Source organism: Cytobacillus gottheilii, assembly GCF_900166665.1.
GTDB lineage: Bacteria > Bacillota > Bacilli > Bacillales > Cytobacillaceae > Cytobacillus > Cytobacillus gottheilii_A.
Genome location: NZ_LT800494.1, coordinates 3,524,911 through 3,548,242, shown reverse-complemented (window position 1 = coordinate 3,548,242; position 23,332 = coordinate 3,524,911). Strand labels below are relative to the sequence as shown.

The 23,332-nt window shown below is 34.5% G+C and carries 18 protein-coding genes; 15 read left to right on the top strand and 3 right to left on the bottom strand.

Annotated elements, in window-relative coordinates:
- The first annotated feature begins 1 nt into the window (after nt 1).
- The 5 genes from B7E07_RS17355 to B7E07_RS17335 are packed head-to-tail and all read left to right on the top strand — an operon-like array spanning nt 2 to nt 5,943.
- On the top strand, nt 2-2,053 hold the full coding sequence (locus tag B7E07_RS17355) for a hypothetical protein (protein WP_080847935.1): 2,052 nt from the start codon (nt 2-4) through the stop codon (nt 2,051-2,053).
- Nucleotides 2,050-2,991 carry a hypothetical protein gene (locus B7E07_RS17350; RefSeq protein WP_080847933.1) on the top strand — a complete coding sequence of 314 codons (942 nt, stop codon included), beginning with the start codon at nt 2,050-2,052 and terminating at the stop codon, nt 2,989-2,991. The genes B7E07_RS17355 and B7E07_RS17350 overlap by 4 nt, the downstream gene beginning before the upstream one ends.
- Nucleotides 2,984-3,721: a hypothetical protein gene (locus tag B7E07_RS17345; protein ID WP_080847930.1), complete on the top strand. Its 738-nt coding sequence runs from the start codon at nt 2,984-2,986 to the stop codon at nt 3,719-3,721. Before B7E07_RS17350 ends, B7E07_RS17345 begins: the two co-directional genes overlap by 8 nt.
- Nucleotides 3,687-5,021 carry a DNA cytosine methyltransferase gene (locus B7E07_RS17340; protein ID WP_257391487.1) on the top strand — a complete coding sequence of 445 codons (1,335 nt, stop codon included), beginning with the start codon at nt 3,687-3,689 and terminating at the stop codon, nt 5,019-5,021. The genes B7E07_RS17345 and B7E07_RS17340 overlap by 35 nt, the downstream gene beginning before the upstream one ends.
- A gap of 10 nt (nt 5,022-5,031) precedes the next feature.
- A complete protein-coding gene (locus tag B7E07_RS17335) occupies nt 5,032-5,943 on the top strand; it encodes a PD-(D/E)XK motif protein (RefSeq protein WP_080847924.1) in 912 nt (303 codons plus the stop codon).
- A 332-nt stretch (nt 5,944-6,275) separates the two neighbouring features.
- On the opposite strand, the gene B7E07_RS17330 is transcribed toward B7E07_RS17335, so the two are convergent.
- Nucleotides 6,276-7,523: an LlaJI family restriction endonuclease gene (locus B7E07_RS17330; protein ID WP_176215237.1), complete on the bottom strand. Its 1,248-nt coding sequence runs from the start codon at nt 7,521-7,523 to the stop codon at nt 6,276-6,278.
- The gene (locus B7E07_RS17325) at nt 7,510-9,231 is read right to left on the bottom strand and encodes an AAA family ATPase (RefSeq protein WP_080847917.1); all 1,722 of its coding nucleotides are present in this window, start codon (nt 9,229-9,231) and stop codon (nt 7,510-7,512) included. The genes B7E07_RS17330 and B7E07_RS17325 overlap by 14 nt, the downstream gene beginning before the upstream one ends.
- A gap of 171 nt (nt 9,232-9,402) precedes the next feature.
- Between B7E07_RS17325 and B7E07_RS17320 the strand changes: the two genes are divergently transcribed.
- Genes B7E07_RS17320 through B7E07_RS17310 form a run of 3 tightly spaced genes read left to right on the top strand, consistent with a single transcriptional unit; the run spans nt 9,403 to nt 12,027 of the window.
- Nucleotides 9,403-9,588 (top strand): hypothetical protein, encoded by a 186-nt coding sequence (locus tag B7E07_RS17320; protein WP_080847914.1) that lies wholly within the window; start codon nt 9,403-9,405, stop codon nt 9,586-9,588.
- Nucleotides 9,585-10,562: a DNA cytosine methyltransferase gene (locus B7E07_RS17315; RefSeq protein WP_080847911.1), complete on the top strand. Its 978-nt coding sequence runs from the start codon at nt 9,585-9,587 to the stop codon at nt 10,560-10,562. The genes B7E07_RS17320 and B7E07_RS17315 overlap by 4 nt, the downstream gene beginning before the upstream one ends.
- The gene (locus tag B7E07_RS17310; RefSeq protein WP_218970433.1) at nt 10,537-12,027 is read left to right on the top strand and encodes a DNA cytosine methyltransferase; all 1,491 of its coding nucleotides are present in this window, start codon (nt 10,537-10,539) and stop codon (nt 12,025-12,027) included. The genes B7E07_RS17315 and B7E07_RS17310 overlap by 26 nt, the downstream gene beginning before the upstream one ends.
- Nucleotides 12,028-12,052: 25 nt before the next feature.
- Here B7E07_RS17310 and B7E07_RS17305 read toward each other — a convergent pair whose 3' ends face one another.
- The gene (locus B7E07_RS17305) at nt 12,053-12,499 is read right to left on the bottom strand and encodes a very short patch repair endonuclease (RefSeq protein WP_080847906.1); all 447 of its coding nucleotides are present in this window, start codon (nt 12,497-12,499) and stop codon (nt 12,053-12,055) included.
- 196 nt (nt 12,500-12,695) lie between these two features.
- Here B7E07_RS17305 and B7E07_RS17300 point away from each other — a divergent pair, with 196 nt between their 5' ends.
- The 7 genes from B7E07_RS17300 (at nt 12,696) to queE (ending at nt 23,305) form a co-directional block, all read left to right on the top strand.
- Entirely contained in the window at nt 12,696-14,414 is a 1,719-nt protein-coding gene (locus B7E07_RS17300) for a DNA cytosine methyltransferase (protein ID WP_080847903.1), read from the top strand.
- Nucleotides 14,415-14,647: 233 nt separating this feature from the next.
- Nucleotides 14,648-17,782 carry a UvrD-helicase domain-containing protein gene (locus B7E07_RS17295; protein ID WP_176215236.1) on the top strand — a complete coding sequence of 1,045 codons (3,135 nt, stop codon included), beginning with the start codon at nt 14,648-14,650 and terminating at the stop codon, nt 17,780-17,782.
- A complete protein-coding gene (locus tag B7E07_RS17290; RefSeq protein WP_080847898.1) occupies nt 17,782-20,757 on the top strand; it encodes a hypothetical protein in 2,976 nt (991 codons plus the stop codon). Before B7E07_RS17295 ends, B7E07_RS17290 begins: the two co-directional genes overlap by 1 nt.
- 266 nt (nt 20,758-21,023) lie before the next feature.
- Nucleotides 21,024-21,146, top strand: a complete 123-nt coding sequence (locus B7E07_RS24500) for a hypothetical protein (protein ID WP_257391486.1) — start codon at nt 21,024-21,026, stop codon at nt 21,144-21,146.
- Nucleotides 21,147-21,448: 302 nt separating this feature from the next.
- Nucleotides 21,449-22,117, top strand: coding sequence for a 7-cyano-7-deazaguanine synthase QueC (gene queC, locus B7E07_RS17285; RefSeq protein ID WP_080847896.1), 669 nt, complete (start codon nt 21,449-21,451; stop codon nt 22,115-22,117).
- Nucleotides 22,107-22,592, top strand: coding sequence for a 6-carboxytetrahydropterin synthase QueD (gene queD / locus B7E07_RS17280; RefSeq protein ID WP_080847893.1), 486 nt, complete (start codon nt 22,107-22,109; stop codon nt 22,590-22,592). The genes queC and queD overlap by 11 nt, the downstream gene beginning before the upstream one ends.
- Nucleotides 22,589-23,305: a 7-carboxy-7-deazaguanine synthase QueE gene (gene queE, locus B7E07_RS17275; protein ID WP_080847889.1), complete on the top strand. Its 717-nt coding sequence runs from the start codon at nt 22,589-22,591 to the stop codon at nt 23,303-23,305. Before queD ends, queE begins: the two co-directional genes overlap by 4 nt.
- Nucleotides 23,306-23,332: the final 27 nt, after the last annotated feature.

Here is a 23,332-nt window from a genome sequence, read left to right as displayed (position 1 = left end):
GTTGAAAATAGAGCTTGCTGAATTTAGTAAAATGTCTCAAACGGGGAGTTCATTATTAAAATCATTACAAAATAATAATTTGCCCGTACTAGATTTACTTATTAGGGAATCCATACAAAATAGCTTGGATGCCGCATTGCCTTCTGGTAAATATGACTCTGTTATAGTTGATATGGGAGTTAAAGATATAAATGTCCCCTTACTTTCAAAACATTTTGAAGGAATTGAAGGTACACTAAATAAACGTTTTACAAACATACAGCCAAAGTCACTTTATATTAGTGACAAGAACACTACTGGACTAACCGGGAACCTTGATTATCGATTAGGCTTAGAGGAAGCTGGTAACATATACAAACTAATATATGGTATCAGCATGCCCCAAACTAAAGAAGGTGCCGGTGGATCATGGGGGCTTGGTAAAACTGTGTATTTTCGTTTAGGGATAGGTCTTGTTATTTACTATTCAAGAATACAAAATGAAGATAACACATACGAAGAACGTCTGGCTGCAACCTTGGTAGAAGATGAACAATCACAAACTGCAATACTTCCTAATGATAAAAGTTGGAGTCGTGGGATTGCCTGGTGGGGCCAGGAGCTAGAATCGGGTAAGGATAGCACTATACCGATCACGAATACTTCAGAGATACACAAGATATTGGAAGCATTGCATATTAAACCGCTTAAGAATGAAGAAACTGGTACGACAGTTATAATTCCTTTTATAAATGAAGAGTTATCCTATATTTCAACTGAGGATGCATTTGCATGGTGGGAAACATCAATTGAATCATATTTAAAAATTGCTGTTCAACGGTGGTATGCACCAAGGTTAGATAATCCTAAGTACCATTATGGAAAATGGCTCGATTTTCAAATTAACGGAAGCAGTTTAAAAATAGATAAAATGGAGCCAGTTTTCCGAGAAATTCAATACCTATATAATAAAGCTGCAAATCCGCTTTCTATAAAAGATAAGCAACTGCTAGAAAAAAATAATGTTCATATTCACGATGTCAATCTTAAAGGAATTGTAAAGCCTCCTAAAGGTGATATGCCAAATGGTGGAATAGTGGCATTTAAAAAATATACAAAAAAAGAATTGGGTATGGTTAGACCTATAAATGCTTTAAGTCCTTTTGAATATATTAACCGTGAAAATATTAGTGATACAATGAATTCTCCAATTGTTACGTATGTTCGTAAACCAGGTATGCTTATAAACTACGAATTAAGTAGTGACTGGTGTACTAATATTGAAGTCAATAATGATGAGTTTTTATTAGCTATTTTTGTACCTAACTCTTTTTCAGAACTTACAACTAATACTATATCTATATTAGAAGAGTACTTGCGGAAAAGTGAGGAAGCTGATCATGCTTCATGGTCTAATCTGCAAGTAGAAGGCAAAAGTACCAGATTAGTATCTAGTATTAAAAATTCCGTTAGAAAAGCGCTATCTAGTGTTTATAAACAGAAAGAAAAAAAACAGGAACACTATGGCACTACTATGCTAGCAAAAAAATTCGGCAAAATACTGCTTCCTCCAAGAGGTTATGGTAAGAGGTTAAATGGGACAATGCCTACCACTAAAAATTCACCTAACAGCGATTCTTCAAGTAAAAGGAGAGATTCTTTTACTATAAATAATAATCATTATGATGAAAAAGGGAATTTAATTGCGAAATTTTTGTTGAAATTAACTCCAAAAGTTAATGAAGCTAGTATTGAATTAATTATCCAATCAGAGAATGGCGTAATTAATTCAATGGGCTGGGAAGATGAAAAAAGTGGAATAGGAACTGCTTTCCCAATAGAAATAAAAGGTGTCAGAATTAGTAAAATTAACGATGATGTCATTGTCACTGATAACGAATTTTTTAAAGAGTTTATTACTATTGTTCCATCACAATTATACAATGTAAATAGTATGCTTATTATTAAGAATTTAGGTAAGCCTTTAATAGTGGAAGGAGAAATTATTATTAATAATAATGATCCATTTGTCCAATTCTCATTAACACACAAATTTGAGGAGAGACAAGCATGAGCAATACGTTAAGTTCATACACAATATTTGATCATACATTTGAAAACAAAGTATGCCCTTTGTTCTCTTTAAGATATTTTTATATTAATAGAGAAGGAGAACGGGAAGAGCTTACTATAGTTGATGACGGTATAGGTACAGTGTTGGAGGATGTTAATTCGACTTGGGAATTTCGATATTCTGGTGTTATAGTTGCGGGTGAAGTTATCTTTAATAATCCAGACTTTTTATTTGGTCAAAACGGATTAGTAGGTAATGGAGCAGTGATAGGGGTTGCTTTGCAAATAGCATCTAAAAAATCATCACAGCAACACATCTGGCCTATAGGGGAATTTGGCAAAGGTTTTGGGCAAAGTGTTGTGATAGATTTCGAAGAAGAGTTAAGTGCAAAGCAATTTTATGGAAGCTTTAATATAAACATTTGTCTTTATGTAAAAAAAGCTGATACCACTCCAATATTGGGGAAAGCAAATATTCCTGGGATAATGCTTGGAAATATTTTTGAACAATTAATTAATATTGATGGTGCAATGTCAACATTACCAATTCAAAAAGTTCATGATCCTTTAAAACCTTTATGGTATGTGGAGTACAATATTGATGATCCGACTATTGATTTATTCGATATTGAGCATGTCTGTATATATTTCAATTCTGCACATTCTGGTTTTAAATATTTAGAAAAACAGGATTCCCAAGTTGGAACGTATTTACAATCTGAAGTGTTAGCAAGTGCACTTACACTCATAATTACTCATGTAAAAACTTTTCCAGAATGGGATTACATCAAAAATGGGGATAACCTTGAAGAAGGATCAATTGGATCAGCAATTCATTATTTTATAAAAACTTTTAATTGGAACTTTGAATCTCCAGAACTACTTTCTGAATCAATTCGTGCGCATTTTGAAAATTTGGGAGAAGAAAAAAATGATTAATATAGATTGGCTTGAACCTTCTGTTTGGGAGAAATTAAAATTAACGAAGCTTGATGCTACAAAAAAGTTTGAGAACTTACGAGAAGATGACTTATTACCAAAAAAACTAACTCAAGCATCTAAAGACTTAAGAGTTGCCTTGGTTGAAGCGATTAGAACAGCACAAACCCCTTTGTGTGAAAATAATTCTACACCTGATTTGTATGATATTGATCTTTATACAGGTTTAGCAATTTACGAAGTTTTAAATGAAAATTTTGGCTTCAATGAACGACTTGCATCTCAAGATGATATTTGGCGATACTTATCAATAGTAATTATCCCAGAGGTAGTTTATAAGCGTCATGGTTTAAAAGCAGGAAGGTATTATGAAAACCCAAGACGTATTTGGTTGAAATCACTTTGGTGGTATATTCATTTATCTTGGCAAAATACAAGAAAATTAACATTTGATGTACTTAAGAATAATACAACTGACACTGTTGCACAACTTGTTGAACGTACTGGTATAAATGGATATCGAGTTGATTTTACTCGTGAGTTAATGTCAGTGTTTCACTATGATTATCTTGATGTGGTAGGAACACAGAGAACTATTTTATTCCGTCGAGTTTTAAAGTTAAGTACTGCTAGAACAAAGATTATTGAACCAAGCCTAGTCGAAGGTGGAATTAATACTTATGTGAAAGGGCTGTTTGAATACTTTGTTAAAACAAAAGTCAAGATGTAGTGAAGTAGTTGACCTTTTTTCAGGATGTGGTGGTATGGCGTTAGGTTTCTTTCAAGCTGGATTTTCTATCTCAACTGGGATAGAGATTGATAAATCTGCCCATCTTACTGCCTCATACAACCTTCACTGGAAACATGGTGTGGATAGGGAACACTTAAATTTAGACATATCCAAAGTCAATTCAAATGTATTTAATAATATTATTAAAGAGAATCCTATAGTAATTGGGGGACCACCCTGTCAAGCATATTCAATGGCTGGTCGAGCAAAGCTTCGATCCTTAGGCGATGAACGTATACAGACAAAGGATAAAAGGGGATATCTTTATCAAGATTTTCTTCGCCATGCTTTAGAGTTGAATGCTAATGCTGTTGTAATGGAGAATGTTCCAGAGTCAACCAATTATGATAATAAAAATATCCCTGAACTTGTATGTGAAGAATTAGATAATGCTGGATATACTGCGTATTGGACATTATTAAATTCAGCAGATTTTGGTGTTCCTCAAACACGTGAACGAATATTTGTGGTGGCAGTAAAAAAAGAAATAACAAACCAATTAAGTTTACCAATTCCAACACACCAACCAAGGAGTTCTTATATACGTAAACAAAGAGCTTTTTCAGATTCACAGTATTTCCGTACTGCGTTGGAACCTGAAAAACACCTGCCATATTGGGTTACTGTTAAAGAGGCGATTTCTGATTTACCTTCATTATTTCCTGCTTCAAAATCACCTTATAAGCTAAATAAACTGAATATGGCTTTCCCTTACACATTGAAACCCCAAAATGTATTTCAAGAAACCATGCGTAAGAATGTTTTACCGGCTCATTTGGTAACGGGGCATGGATTTCGTAAAACAGTAAGGGACTTTCCTATTTTTGCAAAAATGAACCCTGGTGATAACTATATTCAAGCTATAAAAATAGCTAACCAGCTTTTTGAACAGGAATGCAAGCGCCTTAATATTACTCAGAATACAGATGGTTATGAAGAACTAAGAAAGAGCATTGTTCCCCCATATTCTTCTGAAAAGTTTTTATCAAAATGGCAAAAGTTACAGCTGGATCGCCCATCTCATACTCTTGTCGCGCATTTAAGTGTTGATACTTACAGTCATATTCATCCTTGGGAGCCACGTGGTATCTCAGTAAGAGAGGCTGCAAGACTTCAATCTTTCCCAGACGATTTTTTATTTAATTGTACAATGGGTGAAGCATTTAAACAGATTGGGAATGCAGTACCTCCTTTACTTTCTCAAGCAATTGCAAGCTCTATTAAACCATATTTGAATTAGGAGTGTTTAAGTGACCCTATTAGAAACAATTCAATCAAATTTCTCAAATCTACAAGATGGTCAAATAATTGAAGTGAATAATAAATCTGCATTAAATAGTTGGGTAATAAAGATAAATGGAGCTAATGGTGTTGCAATAGAAGTAGATAAGTCAATAGAAGTAAATGAAAAGTTTTCAAAAATGAACTTTTTTACTAAAGATTATAGTATTGGCGACAAAGGAATTCGTCTTTTAGCCATTACTTCAGATATAAACCATTTACGAAATGAATTCGCCAAAATATGCAGGGATTTTATTGAACTAGGACCTAATAATGAGACCCGAAAAATGCTTACAACAGAGCCGCTTAAATGGTGGATGCATATGAAGGAACTTCTCGGTAACGCAAATCACAATAAACTGGTTTATAGCATTATTGCTGAAATGATATCGTTCACTTACTTGTATGACCAATCAACGGACTCTGAATGGTATGGTCCATTTGGAGGATCAATTGATTTAATTAGTAAAACTGGATATTATGAAGTTAAATCAACTGTAAATCGTTATAAATCTATTGTCCAAATAAGCGGACAATATCAATTATTTAGTGATAAACCTCAGTATCTTTTATTTTGTCGTTTGGAAAAAAGTGAAAATGGGTTATCAATCAACCATTTATCAGAATTGCTTATTAAAAGAGGAATAAAACAAGAGTATATTGAAGAACGTTTAATTGTTCTGGGGGTAGAGAAGGGCAGTACCTCACGTAAAGAGTCATATAGATTATTAGAATTCTCAATGTACAAAGTTGATGAAAAATTTCCAAGAATTACACCAGAAAATTTTAAAAACAATCAAATTCCTAAGCATATTGAGCAAATTTTTTATAGCATTGATTTAACTGGATTAGATAAAAAGAGTATAGATTTAAAATTATAATAATACAAGGGATGAGATATAGGTTTGATATGAAGCTTTGACTAGAGCTAAAGGAAAGCTCTACATGCTGTTTAGCAGACCTAATTCAGTTTTGAGTATCTCTATTTATAAGAGGTTATTCAGCTGAATCATATACTTCGCAAAAGTTGTAGAAGAAGAGGTAAAAGGAGTAGGGAGTTATTAAGAACTCATCGGTAATAAGTAGTGCCCGTAAGGATCTTAGGGAAATACCTGCAACTATTGAGTATTAGTGGGTAAATATCTCATACAACTGGAGGGTATTGAACACTCCAGTTGTGTTTATTTGTATTAAGTTTACCTGTTCAAAAATGTTAGTAAAACATCAATAATTTGTCTCTAAATTCACCTTTTTGATTGTTTACATAGTATTTCATCCCTTCAACGACATCTACGATAAAGCCTCTAATTTGGCCTAAATTGGCTATCCCTTCCACAGCAGCAAAACCTAAGTATTCAAGACCCTGGTGACTTTGTCCTGGGAAAATAAATATATTTTCTATTCCCTCATTTTCATTTTCTAACAAGGTATGTCTATAGAAAAACTGTTTAACGAGATCGCCCCACCCAGGAAGTTTGAATGGCGCATAATCAACTCTGTAATACTTTGCATCAAGTATAAACAGCTTCTTCTCTTTCCTAAACATTATATCAGGGATCTGCTCTGTTTTTGCCACTTTATGACCAACACTCCAATAAGGGGGCGGAAGCTTAGGTATACTTTTATCGTTTAAATCTGAAAAAAGCAAATGACAGATTTTTTCCCACACAGTATGAAAATATGGTGTGACAAAAGTAAAAATACTTTCTTTTGAAAAAGTGTGACTTCCTAATATAAATTCCCTCAAATTTTGAAAAAGGTTGGATTTTCGTTCATGAAACGTTCGATGAGCTTCTAGCTCTAGGTAATGTAGAGCTGTATCTTCATCGCAAGGAAGTTCAGTTTCTTTATCTTGTTCTCCATCATAATCGAATAACCATCCATATAATTTTAAACAGTGTTCCACTGCATATTGATGAATTTTTGTAATTAAGTGATCATACTTAAAGTGCTTTTTCGTTACTAAATCTAAATATATCGGCTGATGATTAGAAATTACAGGTGAGATGGTATTGATAGTTCGAGCCCAATTGATATTTGTGCTCTGATTTAGCCCATATTCTTGATTCTGGAAATGTACAATTCCGTGTTCAAAATAATCTTTGATTAACCAAAAGGCAGCAGCCATAAAAGATTTATTCTCCCCAATTCCACCTAGCAGGGAAGTTTCAATTGGATCCAGAGTACTTGAAAGACTATATTTACTTAATACATCTATTAGAAGACGAATATGTTCTTTTAACACCGTTTCCTCTGTAGGAATAACACTGCCTTTGGGAAAGATAACAAAAATTTTATTATGAGACACAATTAATCCAGTACATTTAAATACAAGATTATTTTCTTCTTTAATACATAACCCTCTAACAAACAAATCATTAGGTATGTTTTCTTTGTATGTGTCAAAAGAATATTTCTTTAATTCGATAAAACAATGCTCATATAAATTATAATTGCTCATTTTTATCAACATCACCTATGTTATACTCATTATTATTTTCAGCGATTTTATCTTTTAAGGCAGTATTCATAGCAGAGATATTGTTCGTAAAGTCCTCGTTAGTTTTTTCCTCTATAAAGTTAAAATTCTTCTGAAAAACGGCATTCCCATTATTAAAAAAGCTAACAAGTTGAGAAAATGTTTTAATTCCATCTATAAACACTTTTGAACGCTTAAGGCGTGCTGCATCATCCCATAGATACAAAAGTAATTTTGAGGTTATAGTATTGTTATTAGATGGTTCGCCTGGTTTTAAGAAGTATGGTCCGATATGGCGATCTTCATTAATCGCGTGGTCCGCTAGAAGGTCGTTAAGTGAATCTATAAAATCACTCCATCTTACGAATTTATTATTGTAGAGTACCTTTTCATCTTTATGAACTGCCTTTTCTGCATCTATTGGTAAATATTCAAAAAGCCACCTTCTTTTAAAAGCAGAGTCCATTACAAATACTCCTTGGTCAGCGCTATTCATCGTTGCAACTATATTTAAATTACTTGGAATCTTAATTTCTGTTATATCTGCTTCTAAAACGCCTTTTCCTTTTAAATACTTTAAAATTTCTAAGTTAGAAACACCATATGAGCTTTCTCCATTGACTTGCCGATCTAATAGCTGAAATAAATCACCGAACACAGCAGGTGCATTAGCACGATTTATTTCCTCAATAATTAATGTATGTTTTTGCGGAATCTGATCTTCTCTAGCTGAACGAATGGCTTTTTCTAGTGAGAGTGTAAATGGGCCAGGAATAAAATTATAATTAATATAAGGTTCTCCTTTTTCAAAAGGTTCCCCTGATGCGGTTATAAAATTATAAGCCTCATCTTGAGTAGGTCCTATTCTATAAATTGGCTGCGGACGGTAGCTTCCGACAAAGTCATGATAGGTATATTCAGGGTGAAAAGTTACCCTCATACTGTTGTTCCCAGCATACCTTTTATCTAGTGCATGGCTTTTACCAGTACCTGGAGCACCGTACATAATTAAATTTATACCTGGTATTAAAGGATTTGAAGAATCATCACCCCACTCTTCCGGAGATGTTAAAGTTGAGTGTTGCCGTGCAGGGGAGAAATCATCATAAACAACAAAACCTCGTTTAAATGTCTGTTCGATTTCAGCATAGTCATTGCTGTTAATAATAAGTAAATCATATGTAAATCTGCTCCGATGTTTAAGAAAAATTAGAGCATCTCCAATATCAAAAAGTCTTCTGAAATCTGTAAACTCCTTTGCATCTGTATACATGGATCCCATTTCAGATTGATTCCCGCCTCTGCTCAAAAAATGAGTTGTAAAGCAATGAATATCTGACTTTTCTTCTTGGGTTTTATATTCGAGATTTTCCTTCAATAAATGAATATTGATTTTTACGCCATATCTTCTTTTAAACTCGTTCGAATTGTAGCTGGAATCTTTATTATCGATTAATTCTACAAAGTTACTTAAGTAAGGGAAGAAATTTATTTCCTGTTTGCTGCTGAAGGCAATATGTTTTTGTTTTCCATTATTATTTGTTAACGTATTAGATTCAGCAAGTTTTTTTATAAAAACTCCATCATAGTTTTTACTATTTGCCAAGTTTAATCTATTAGCAAGTGGCTGATCTATTCTTTGAAGAAATTGTTGCAATATTTCTAGTGTTTCCTTAAAGTTAGTTGTCACTTTCAGTCCTCCGTTTTTAATCTTGTTTGTACTTTTAAAGTATACCAAAAGTACAAAAAAAATTAACTCCTTCCATATTTATTACAATCTAAAATGGGTTGTTTTAATTTACACCCTGATCTAAATGTGATATATTAGAACATATTTTCGTATGTAAAGGATGTATAAAAATTGAGCTCAAACCTAGTTGGAAGACCGAGAGGGAAAAAAAAGACTGCTAAAATAGAAATTACGATTGAGCCGAAATTAAAACAAGAATTTATGAAATCTCTACATGAAAATAATCAGTATGCATCTATAGTACTAAGAGAATGGATAGTAGATTACATAAAAAGACATGGAGTTGAAGAAGAATGAAAGTTGTTTCACTATTTAGTGGATGCGGAGGTTTGGACCTGGGATTTATCCAGGCAGGATTTAATATAATTTGGGCAAATGATATCGATAAATTTGCAGTACAGTCTTATAGACATAATATTGGTGATCATATAATTGAAAAAGATTTAACGGAAATTCCGGTTAGTGAAATACCAAACCATGATGTATTAATTGGGGGATTTCCATGCCAGCCATTTAGTATGATGGGGGATCAGAAAGGCTTTACAGATACTAGGGGAACACTATTCTTTAATATTGAACAGATTATTTTGCATCATAAACCTAAAGTAGTTGTTTTAGAAAATGTCCGTAATTTGGTAAATCACGAAAATGGCAGAACATATAAAGTGATCAGAGAACATCTTGATTTAGCAGGCTATGATGTATTTGATCAGGTTTTAAATAGTGCTGACTATGGTGTGCCTCAAACACGAAACAGAATTTTTATGGTTTGTTTTAGAAAAGACTTAAATATCGGCAAATTCGACTTTCCAGCTCCTATTCCATTAGAAACAACATTGCAAAATATCCTAGAAAAAAATGTACCGGCTAAATACTATCTTTCTCACAAAATTCTTCCAACGATCATGGCAAGCGGGACAAAGACATATAAGGCAAAAACAGAGATTGATCTTTCAATTGCCCGCCCTTTATGCGCTACTATGGCTAAGATGCATCGTGCCAGTCAAGACAATTATGTAACCCAGCCGAGTGAGTTAGCAGAAATAGAGGGTAAAACATCAGTTAGAAGATTAACGCCACGAGAATGTGCTCGTCTTCAAGGATTTCCTGAGGGGTCTAAATATGAAATTATTGTGTCTGATTCTCAAGCCTATAAGCAATTTGGAAATGCAGTTACCGTTAATGTAGCTGAATATGTTGCTAAGGCGATATTGGACAAATTAAATAGCAAAAAGGATGAAGCTCGTGAACTACAGCATCAAGGATCTTAACGATAGTAAAGTAAAAAAGGTATTCCTTAATGAGCTTAAAGACTTTTTAGAAATACTAAAAATTGTAGATGATAAAAAAATAAATAAGGAAGATCAATCAAGTATAGAACAGAAATTAGTCGAAATTGGTCTCATTTCAGAGCAGGAAGATTTAAAAACTTTGCTGGCTTTGATAGAGAAAGAGTTTCACATATCAAAGGATAAATTCAGTTTATTGTTAAGCAAAATTGAACACGATGAAACAAAAAAATGCTGTACTTATAAGTTCTGTAATCATTGTATTAGCCATATATCAGAGATGGAAGGAAAAGATGATAAACCTGTGATTGTGGATCTATTCTGTGGTGCAGGAGGGATGTCACTTGGATTTAAACAAGCAGGTTACAAAATTGCTTTTGCAAATGACATTGAACCATCTTGCATTGAAACATATTCTTTTAACCATCCTGAATTACCAAAAGAATATATTTACCATGAAGATATTAATAATATAATTGATGAAATTGAAGAAAGAATCAGATATAAAGATGTAGATGTAGTAATTGGCGGACCGCCCTGTCAAGGTTTTAGTAATGCTAACAGACAAAGAATTATTGATGATCCTCGAAACAAACTTTATAAGAGTTTTGTGAAGATTGTGGAGAATATTCAACCTAAATTTTTTGTTATGGAAAATGTACAAGGGATGCTTTCTGTGGCTTCACAAGTGCAAGAGGACTTCGAGGCGATTGGATACAAACTTCATTGTGAAGTATTAAATGCAATAGATTTTGGGGTTCCGCAAAATAGAAAAAGGGTAATCTTCATCGGTAACAGGCTAGGTTTAGACAATGCATCTATTTTTGCGGAAATAAATATGCAGAATGCATACTTAAATAGGCGGTTTACCCTTAAAGATGCAATTAAAGACTTACCTAAACTAGAGGCTTCAAGAGTAAAGAATGCAACTAATTTAGAATCAGAAGAAAGCGGGAAAATCATTACAAATAGTCCCTTATCAAATTCAAATGAATTTTTAAAGGTAATTAACTGTGGATCAATTCCTAAGGTTTTGTACAATCATAAAGCAAGATATAACAATGATCGAGATATAGAGATATTTGGAAGAATGGATCAAGGTGATAAATCAGATGATCCAAAGATAGCGGATATTATGCCATATCAGAGTAGAAGTGGAATTTTTAAAGATAAGTATTTTAAGCTTATTTATAATGCTCCTTGTAAAACTATTACAGCGCATATGAAATTTGATTGTAATATGTATATCCATCCTACCCAAGCTAGAGGACTAACACCAAGAGAAGCTGCGAGAGTACAGACTTTTCCTGATGAGTACTTCTTTAAAGGACCGTATACTAAAACTTATATGCAAGTGGGTAATGCAGTTCCACCTCTTATGAGCCGAGGAATTGCTGAAGGGGTATTAAATGCCTTAAAGAAACCTATACCCAAGACAAACATATAAAATATTTTTTTAAGCATTTAACACCCTAATCTTCTGGTGGAGATTCAGGGTGTTTTTCCTTTGAAGGTCTATGACGCCTAATAAAATCGGCAATAGAGTCAACTGCAGTGTCAAAGTTCTGCTTGAATTCATGCTCCCAAATACGCATAACTTTCCAGCCGTTTTCAGTATAAAATTGATTTACTTCCCGATCCCTGCTGACATTGCGTGCCAGTTTTTTAGTCCAATACTCTTGATTGGATTTTGGCATGTTGCCATGAATCGGGCAGCAATGCCAGAAACAAGAATCTATGAAAATGACGATTTTATATTTCTTTATAGAAATATCCGGCTTTCCGAACATTTTCGCATTTTTCCTAAATCTAAAGCCTCTTTTCCAGAGAGCCTTAGTAACAGTATTCTCCAGCATGGACTGGGACTTTATTGCTCTCATATTATTGGATCGCTGTAATTTTGTTATTCTATCAGGCATTAAATCACGTCCGTTTAGAGATTATATTGAAATATTACCCATGAGGACGCAACATTACACCATTTGTCATTAATCACCGAAAAATTATTATGTTATAATTGAAAAGTTGACTAAAAATAACAACTGAGAACATTTGTTCTTGTATAAAAATATATAGTAAAGAAAGATTACTTCTTATTTGAAGTGAGGTTTTATAATGAAAAAACTAAAAGTAATGGATCTGTTTGCAGGGGCAGGCGGGCTCAGCAACGGATTTGAACAGACAGGCAATTTTGAAGTGAAAGTCGCTGTCGAAATTAATGAGAACGCACGTAAAACCTACAAAATGAACCACAATAAAGATGTACTTTTACATGAAGACATAACAAAGTTGAAGTTTGTAGATGAAAATGGAGATAAAATTGGTGAGTTCCGTGATATAGATGTAATAATCGGGGGTCCGCCGTGTCAGGGATTTTCCAATGCCAATCGGCAGCAGAATACGTTAATCTCATCCAATAACAATCTTGTTAAGCAATATTTACGGGCGATTGAAGATATAAAACCAGTAGCTTTTGTAATGGAAAATGTAAAAAGCATGGAGTCGGAAAAGCATAAATTCTTTATGAGTGAGGAGGACGAAGCTGAACTAGTTAATCTGGGAATCGAGCCGGTGGAAGAACATATCAAGGTCGGCAGTAGCACATCCTATTCGGCTAACTTAAGCAATTTCCTTAAGAATGCGTACGATCACCGAATTGATTTAACTCCTTTCATGATAAATAAAGACCTCTTTTCTAAACTAAATACACTTTTAAAGCATGCTAAAAAGCAAACGACCGATGACTTACTGCACTTTATAAAGAAAGAGACAAACTATAAATTCTTTATGAAGGTTCTAAACAAGCAATGGCTTAATCAGCATCGTGAATATTGGAACAGCCTTTATCAATTAGATTGGGATGACTTGGGAAAAACCTTAAAAAATCTTATATTCACCAAAACTGAAGAAATCTCTTTCTTTACAGATAAGCTAGAAAATATTATTGAGGCGCAAAAGATCATGCGCAAAATTTCAGAAATAATTGAGAATAAGGTTTTGTTATTTGATATAAAGGAAGATCAGAATGATATTGAGATTATCATCAAATCATTTAATGTGTTTAATTATATTAAAAGTAAGTTTGTTACCTTGGGCTATGTCTTAAATGAAGACAATTATATTTTTAATGCGGCTCAATATGGTGTAGCACAAGAAAGAAGCAGATTAGTCTTAATGGGAATTAAAAGAGAATGCTTAAAAACAAAAACAGTAGTAATTCCTGAGCCGCTTTTTTATAACAGGAAAGAGTATAACAAAATTTATGATGCTATAGGTGACTTGGAAACTATATCTCCAGGGGTAGATGTGAAAAAGGATGAAATGGATAAAACTTTCCATCGCCCATTACATGATAGTCCCTTAAATAATTATCTTAATAACAATGATAAGATATATAACCACATCAGAACCGAATCTCGTGAAGTAGCTTTAAAAAGATTTCAAGCCCTTAAAGAGGGGCAGAATTTTCATAATCTAGATGAATCATTAAAGACAACCTACACAGACCATAGCAGAACACAGAATACGATCTACAGAAGACTTGCATATAACGAGCCTTCTGATACAGTACTTAATGCTCGAAAGTCAATGTGGGTACATCCTGTAATTGATAGAGCAATAAGTATTAGAGAAGCTGCAAGGTTGCAATCCTTCCAGGATTCATATAAGTTTTGCGGAACAAAAGATTCTCAGTATCAGCAGATAGGAAATGCGGTTCCTCCTTTACTTGCTAGAGCCATTGCTGAGGGAATTTTGGAAACAATAGGATTAAAACTAAAGTTTAAAATCAAAGATATTTTAATTTGTAATGAAAAAGCATGTATTAAAAATTGAGTAAAGCAATAGTTGGATTATATTTTTTAAAACTGTATCTATGTGGATACAGTTTTTTTAAATCTAAAGAGAAAAGCCTTAGGTAAGTGGTTATAATAACTTAATTAAATTTCACATAAATTTACTAAAATCTGTATCTTTTCCTTCTCCTTTTTCTTGGTATAATGGTCCTATGTGGAAAATTAGGAAGATTAATAATAATGTCTAAACCTTCACGGAGAGATGAACATTCAATGAAAACTTTAAAACTAAGGCTAGAGGATCAAGTGATTCAAATCCTACATTCAACCATTAATATCGAGCGAGAAATAACTTCTAAATATAAGAAATACCATGAGAAAATTGAGCGGCATCCGAACGTAAGGTATGAGCAGATGCCTATATTTGTATCATTCTTATATGACTTAATTATAGAATCTAAAAAATTGCCTTCAAATCAGCAGTTTAGGGATTTGTACATGGATGCTTATTATTCACATGTCAAACCAAATGAATCCATATATTTTGCTTATTTATATCGTATAGACCAAGCATACGATTCTTTGATTCGTGACTTACATTTTTTTTTCAAACTTAGAGAGAGTAAAAAGTTCGATAATGTCCAATTAAATTATGCCTATGATATTGAAGCAAAACAGGATTTGGTAGTGACCTTGGGCGAGAAAAAGCTAGGGTTGCAACTCTTTAAAGGAAATGATACTCATATAGCAATTAAAAAAAAGCAGACTTCTAGAAGACTGATAAGCCCGGGGTATGCCGATTATTACTTACCGCTAAATGGTTCAGATGCAACTCCAATAAATATTGGTTCTGAGACAGATCCTTTTTATGTGTATAGTGAGAAGGATGTTGAGTTGATATATCATAAGTTGTCTATCCAAACAGATTCTTTAAACCATGCAGAAGTATTAGAGCAATACGTATTTCCAACTGTACTGAAACAGTCATCTAAGAATGTCCCAACCAGACAACCTAAGCATTCTCTTATATATGTTGGAAGGAAGAATCCGAACGATTATGCAAGCAAAATTGACTTGCTTTTAAATAAAGGTATACGCATTGAATGGATATCACCCTTTAAAGGAGCAGGAAAGACAAATTTACGTATTCATGAATGGCCGAATGCACAAGGATATGATTTTTTTATTCATGACGGTATGTTTAAAGAAGAACAAAAAAAGATTCTTCAGGAAATTGGAGATCTGTCTTCATTTAATTTTGAACAATATGCGGTTGAACACGGGACACTTGATAAGCACTTGATGGTCGAAGCAGGTGCAGGAAGTGGAAAAACAGAAACAATGATTTCACGTATAGTTTATCTGCTTCATACAGGGATCATAACCAGCCTCTCAGAAGTTGTGATGATTACTTTTACGAACGAAGCAGCTGACAGTATGAAATCTAAACTTTTAAAGAGACTTTTACAACTTTTTGAGATTACAAAGAAGATACAGTATTTAAATTGGAGTGAAGAAGTCACTGCAATGAGTATAATGACCATCTCTTCATATTCTAAAACCTTGATTCAAGATTTTAGTTCAGAACTTGGGATGGGCAGGAACTTTTCAGTGCGTTCTCTAAAAATGAAACGTGCTGAAATGATAGCAGACGTACTTGATGAGTATATTACAAACCATAAATTGACATATAAAGATTTAGGTCACTTGAATGATTATGAAATAATAAATCTAATTGATCATTTCTGGAATCAACTTGAGCAAAAAGGAATTATTTTAGAAAATCATAAGGAGATTCAGTGGGGAGAGCTTCCATCTAATGAAATGGAAAAAAAATACTTTCGGTTATTTAAAGATGTGATTACGGAATGTGAGAGTAAATTTACTCAAGAAAAGCTGAAAGAAGATGTACTTACTGTTAATGATTTGACACAAAAGATCAGTGCATTCAAACCGTATTTGAATAAGCAACAAATGAGTAAGCCTTTTCGTTTCTTATTTGTGGATGAATTTCAAGACACAGATGATGTTCAGATCGATTTAATACATTCTCTCACAATATTAACTGGTTCTCAATTATTTGCAGTAGGCGATATCAAACAATCAATTTATAGATTCAGAGGAGCGAACTATACTGCTTTCGACTTACTTACCAAAAAATTAGGTGAATGTACCATCAATAAAGAATACAAATTGAAAAAAAACTATCGAACTGAAGCTGCTATTCTTCATCCGCTTGAGAACATATTTGATGTGTGGCGCAACCATTCGCTTCAAGTTTTACCAAAGTCTAATGATACAGTAGGGGTACGACTTGTGCCAACAGTCATGAGAACCAAATACACAGAACCATATAACATTAATAATTGCATTGATGTTTCTCAGACTACACTTGAACTATATCATGCCTTAATAAGAGACAAAGAAGAAGAGAAACAAGATAAGCCAGTTGAATTAGCAATCTTAGTGCGTACTAATTATCAAGCACAGGAAATACGCAAGTTATTAGAGGATCTTCGGCAAAACCATCGTGAGATTGTGTTTGAAGTGAATACAGGTGGAAGTCTGTTTAAATCCAGAGCAGCAAAAGACTTGCTTATCTTAGTGAATGCTCTTTGTTACATAGGAGATACTGAAAGCTTTTATGCGCTTCGCCAAACAGCGTTTTCTACTAAATCATTTAACCCTGTAGAATTTATATCTCTTGAAGGTAATTCTAATGAAATAATGGATAGGCTGTCGTTTGATGAGGTTAGCGGGTACTCAGAAACTCTCAAGGCATTAAGAATAAAACCAACCCTACACGCAATTTATCAAATTCTTATGAATAACCCATACCAGGAAGTCTTAAAAGCAATGAATGTTCAAGACCATGAAATTCAAAAATATCGATTGAATCTATACAGAATCCTCGAAATTGCAGGAGAATCCTTAAAACCTTCTATGCTTGGAATCCTTCATCTTCGTGATTGGCTCGAAAGACAGGTTGCAACAAATCGCAAAGAAGATGAAATGGAAGTTGAGATCAACAATGTAGAGAAGCTTATTCGTGTTATGACTGTTCATAAAGCCAAAGGTTTGGAATTTGATACTGTTTTCTTGCCATATACAAATCAGCCTTTGGTAAAAAAGTCAGCTCAAAATATGATTGTCGTAAGGGAAAATGAGCAGATTAAAGCTGGATGGAAAACTAAAGTAAATACAAATGAAATTGGAATTAAGTCTACAAATTATGATGATTTAAAAGAGATCGAGGATAACGAAAGTATTCGTGAAGAAGCTCGATTATTGTATGTAGCTTTAACTCGTGCGAAGCATCGATTAGTAGTGAAATACAATGAACCAAAATATGTTAAAAATAATTTGTATAATTGGTCTGAATTAATTCGATTAGGGGGAGGGATATAATGGTAAGGAAAGTGCTAACCTATCAAGCACCAGCACAGCTATACAGGTCAGATTCACTTTTTTATCGAAATTATTCTGATTGTCTCCATATTGTAGCAACTAATAGTTTGAAAATGGGCTTAGGTGAATCCATGAAAATGGGGAGGTGGATAACAGCGCCAATTATCACTTTTTCAGAACTTTTTAAAGAGATTTCTGGATTCAAATGGACAGATTCTAAATCGCAGTTAAAACAATTTTTAACTCTATCGGATATTCAATCAGTGCTTTGGCGTGAGAATCCAGCAGGAAATCGATTAATTGTACAATCGATTGAACGAAACCAACTTCAGGTCTTAAAGACGTTACGAATGGTAACAGAGCTTGGCTTGTCACCAAAAGATCTCTCTTGCAGAAAAGGTCAGCTAACTGAGTCAGAGACAGTCTTTTTGGAAATATGGAATCGAATGCTGTCTTTGCTTCGAGAAAATTCTCAGGATTTAAGTTCCTTTTTAGAAGAAAAAGAAGACAAAGAATATGCCACCAATATAATGAAAATGGCTTTAAATAATTGGGGGGAATCACACTTTAGAAGTCAGAGGAAGGGTGCAGCTCGTACGAATCTTCTTAACCAAAGGAGAATTAGCAATCTCCTTGAGGAAAACTGGAGACATATTATTGAGAAGTCACTTGCAAAGAAGAAACTAATACTACACGGCTTTTACTTCATTACACCAATTCAGGAAAGAATATTAAAGCGGTTAGAGGATGAGTTCGAGCTGGTCTTTCTGAATGCGTATGATAAACGTTTTCCAAATACGTTTGAAACAGTTAAAACTTTTCTTGGTATTGGGAAAAATGAAACCTGTAATGTTGTGAGTGATTTTGTCGCTATACATCCAATTGCAGCTAGAATGGTTGAAAGCCTAGAAGGCGGCTCTCGGATAGAAGTTGATCAAAAAGTAGAAGTGTACAATGATTTAGTACATTTCGTTGAATCTGAGAAAGAGCGTTATGAATCTGCATCTGATTCTGGAAGTGAGTTAGATGAACCATATCATATTCTAACACCAAGAGCAGCTGAAATCGAAAAACATTTGATTGCCAATGAGTTTGTAGAACCGAGCAAAAAAAAGCTAACAGACTATCCAATAGGACGATTTTTATATCATCTTCACCAAATAAAAAATCGTGAAACAGACTTGGAAAATGGAACTGAAAAATTTATCGAGATAGTTAAAGCGGAAACTCTTTTGGAGAGCTTCTCCTCCGGTTGTCTCATCCTTAAAGGTGAGGATTTAAAGAAGTATGTAAAACAACTAGAAAAAGTAATTCCATACTGTAGAAAAGCTACAAACTTTAATTCTTGGATAGGAACGATTAACAACCTAATCAAAGAGAAAGAATCCATCGAGAAAAAGACACTAAAGTATAACAACCATGCTTTTAATAATAGGGCTCATCTATTTCATTCGATGCCAATGAGACAGCTTTCTTATTTTTCAGTTGCCACAAAGGATCTAGAGAGAATTATTGAGGGAATTAAGCTATTAAAAGGGATGTATGATGCTCTCTTCGGTGAGTGGGAAATGGAAAAAAGAAGCGTTTCAGCTCATTTTAAGACACTTGAAGAGATTGTATTGAAAAATGTCGAGGACTTTTTTGAGAATGATGAAAAAGAAATAATTAACAATTTGATGGAAGAAATTTCAGAAGTAAAGGACGAAGAACTGGAGTTTTCCCTTAAGGATATTTCAAAAGGGTTATTATTTTTTTTAGACGGTTCGTTGCATGAAGCAGGGAAATCAGAGACAATCTCTGACAATGTGTTTGCTTTAGATCAAGCAGATGGTGCACCGTTTCGTATTAACCGGAAGTTTCATTTAGCCTTTGCCGATCAAAAGGCATTGCCTTTATCTCAAGGCTATACGATCTGGCCGATTTCTCGTGATACTTTGACCCAGTTAGGAAAAAACAATACTGAACTTTATTTGCTGGAGGAGAGGGAGAAACAAAGCAACTCAATAACACGCTATTTGCTTTATGTACTGTTTCATTCTGCTGATGACGTGCGTTTCTCCTATGCAAAGCATGTAGGAAATGAATCAAGATTAGAGCTTGCATTGTACCTTAAGCTATTAAACTTTGAAAAAATACAAATGGGAAGAGTTACTAAAAAAGTTGGTGAAGTTAAGAAAGAATTAATTGATGAGATTAATGTTAGGGATGAAGGTTGGACACTTTCAATGGAGCGCGAAGCAAAGGTATGTGGGAAGAGAGCTTCCTTTAGCTTTATTTTAAATGAGCATACAAGCTTTCAATCCGATTTTCATCATAGATTCTTATATCAGAACTTAATGGGATCCCTCCATAAATTAGTCGATAGTAATGTAATAGCTCCTCAGGAACTACGTAGTGTAGTTGATTCATGGTTTCCTCAGTGGAATGATATGAAGCGAAATTTTTTATATGAATCTAGCTATAAAAATAGACGAGTTTCAAAGAAGTTAATTGAGCTAAACGGAAGGCATTACAGTCAGGCAATTAGTTATTTGCATCTGATGCCTACTAGCTATGCACATAGAAATTCTAGTGAAGTAGTAAAGGAAAAAGTTGTGCTTCATAAAGCTATCCCTGGTAAACATTGTAGGTACTGCCCGTTTCTTTTAATCTGCAATGATGGAATTTACGCACAAGATTACGAAGATATACCAAAGAAGAGCTCAGAAAATAGAATTAGAAATGGAAACACGTCTCACAAGAAAATAGAAAGAATGGAATCAAAAGAACTATCCTTTTCATTAGAATTGTTTTTAAAATCCAAGAAGGTTGAGTTAATTGATAAACGGAGTAGTAATGGACGGTTATGGATTGTGGGTGGAGAGGAACTTAAGCAATTATTTGATGAATTAAAAGCGAAGGACTTTCATTTTCGGTTTGTTCCTAATGGCAGCCGCTCAACAGAAAGGCGAAAGGCATGGTTTCTAGAAGACTGAGTAACATGTTTTATATATATGAATAATATTTATTACTATTATATTTTTATTCAAGGAAATATAAATGTAACAAATACAGACTAAAGTTAAAAGTAACGTAGGAATGAGTAAGAGAAAATAAAGGATAATTCTAGATATGCAATCAATAAGTAGTAGGATATTTATTAGCATAAAAGAGAAATGTATTATAGTAAATTACTCATAAATAAGTGTGAAATTTCCAGGTTATTCGTGTGGAAATTGACCTAAATTTAAGGAGACCTACCATGAAAAGAACCCCTGTAGAAGAAATCAAGCAGAACCCAGAAAAGTTCGGCAAAGAGCTACTAAAGCGAGTCAAAGACAGAAGAAAGCCTCAACTCAAGCTTATTATTGGCGGTAAAAAGTAAGTACTTATAAATAACCGTATTTCTGTTGATAGATCAGAATATACGGTTATTTTTATATTAGAAATCTAGCATTACTGCTGTGTTGTTCCTTAATTTTGTCTGGTAAAAAAGAATCGTACAGCCAATAATAATTCATTTTAACTTAATCTTATGTTACGATACCAATATAAAATCTAATCCAAATCCGCTTTTCAAACAGCGGTAGAGGTTCTAGCACCCCTCTCTAAAAAAACTAAGATGAAGCAGCACTTCGATCTTGGGGTGCTGTTTTTTCTTGTGTTTTAGGGAAGGGGAGTATTTACATGTTAAGAGATGAAAAAGCAATTGTCGTTTTTAGTGGCGGGCAGGATAGTACGACTTGTTTGTTTTGGGCGTTAGAGACGTTTAAAGAGGTTGAGGTTGTTACGTTTAATTATAATCAGCGCCATAAGGAAGAGATTGAGTGTGCGAAGCGGATTGCAGAGGAGCTAAAGGTGAAGCATCATCTGTTAGACATGCAGCTGTTGAATCAATTAGCTCCGAATGCGCTGACAAGAGATGATATTGAGATTAAAGAGGGAGAAGATGGGGAGCTGCCATCGACGTTTGTTCCTGGGCGTAATTTGATTTTTCTTTCGTTTGCAGCGGTTTTGGCGAGTCAGGTGAAGGCGAAGCATATTATTACGGGTGTATGTGAAACGGATTTTAGCGGATATCCGGATTGCCGGGATGCGTTTATTAAATCGCTGAATGTGACGATTAATTTGTCGATGGATCAGCAGTTTGTGATTCATACGCCGTTGATGTGGCTAGATAAGGCTGAAACATGGAAGCTTGCGGATGATTTAGGTGCATTAGAGTTTGTTCGTGAGAAGACGCTCACATGTTATGAAGGGGTTATTGGCGATGGCTGCGGTGCATGCCCGGCATGTAAGTTAAGAAGAAATGGTCTGGAGAAGTATCTAGAAGGAGCTGCTGCATATGACAGATAATTTCTTTGGTTTTCGAATTGTGGAGAAGCTTCAGAAGCTCGATGAAGATATAAAGAAAAGTGATTTAAAGTATCATCACAAGCGTGTACTTGTCAGTAAGGAATTTACGTTTGATGCCGCCCATCATCTTCATTGCTATGAAGGGAAATGCAAGAATCTGCACGGGCACACCTACAAAGTTGCGTTTGGCATTAGTGGTTTTGTTGATGAAATTGGTCTTGTGATTGATTTTGGAGATATCAAAGAAATCTGGAAGAAGGAAATTGGGATTTATCTGGACCACCGATATCTGAATGAGACGCTGCCTAAAATGAATACAACGGCAGAGAACATGGTTGTATGGATTTTTGAAAAAATGGTGGAATCCTTGAATGACAGATCCAATCAGTACAAGGATGCACGAGTTGAATTTGTTCGTTTATATGAAACACCTACGAGTTTTGCAGAGGTTAGACGGGAGTGGATGGAAGCTTGAGTAAGGTGCCAGTGATGGAGATTTTTGGACCGACGATTCAGGGAGAAGGCATGGTGATCGGCCAGAAGACCATGTTTGTAAGAACAGCCGGCTGTGATTATTCTTGTTCGTGGTGTGATTCTGCTTTTACATGGGATGGGTCGGGGAAAGATCTCATCAAGCAGATGGAGGCAGAGGGAATTTGGGAAGAGCTTGTGAAGCATGGCGGAGATGGCTTTTCTTTTGTGACCATATCAGGCGGCAACCCGGCATTGCTAAAAAATCTTCGTTACCTAATCCAGCTATTAAAATCAAAGAATATTAAAATTGGGCTGGAAACACAGGGAAGCAAATGGCAGGACTGGTTCCTGGAGATTGACGAGTTAACAATCTCTCCCAAACCGCCGAGTTCTGGGATGATAACGAATTTTAATATGCTGGATAAGATAATCGGAAAGCTTCATGCATGTAACGCAAGTTTAAAAGTGGTTGTGTTTGATGATGAGGATTATCTTTATGCCAAGAACGTGCATCTTCGTTATCCTGAAGTGCCGTTTTTCCTGCAGGTTGGAAACAGTGATAATCAAACAGCCGACAACCAGCAGCTGTTAGCTCAATTGATAGAGAAATATGAATGGCTGATTGATAAAACAATGGCCGATCACGAGCTAAAGGATATTAAGGTGCTTCCGCAGCTTCATACGTATATTTGGGGCAATAAGCGGGGCGTGTAATTATATTTTTTAGGAAAGAGATACTTC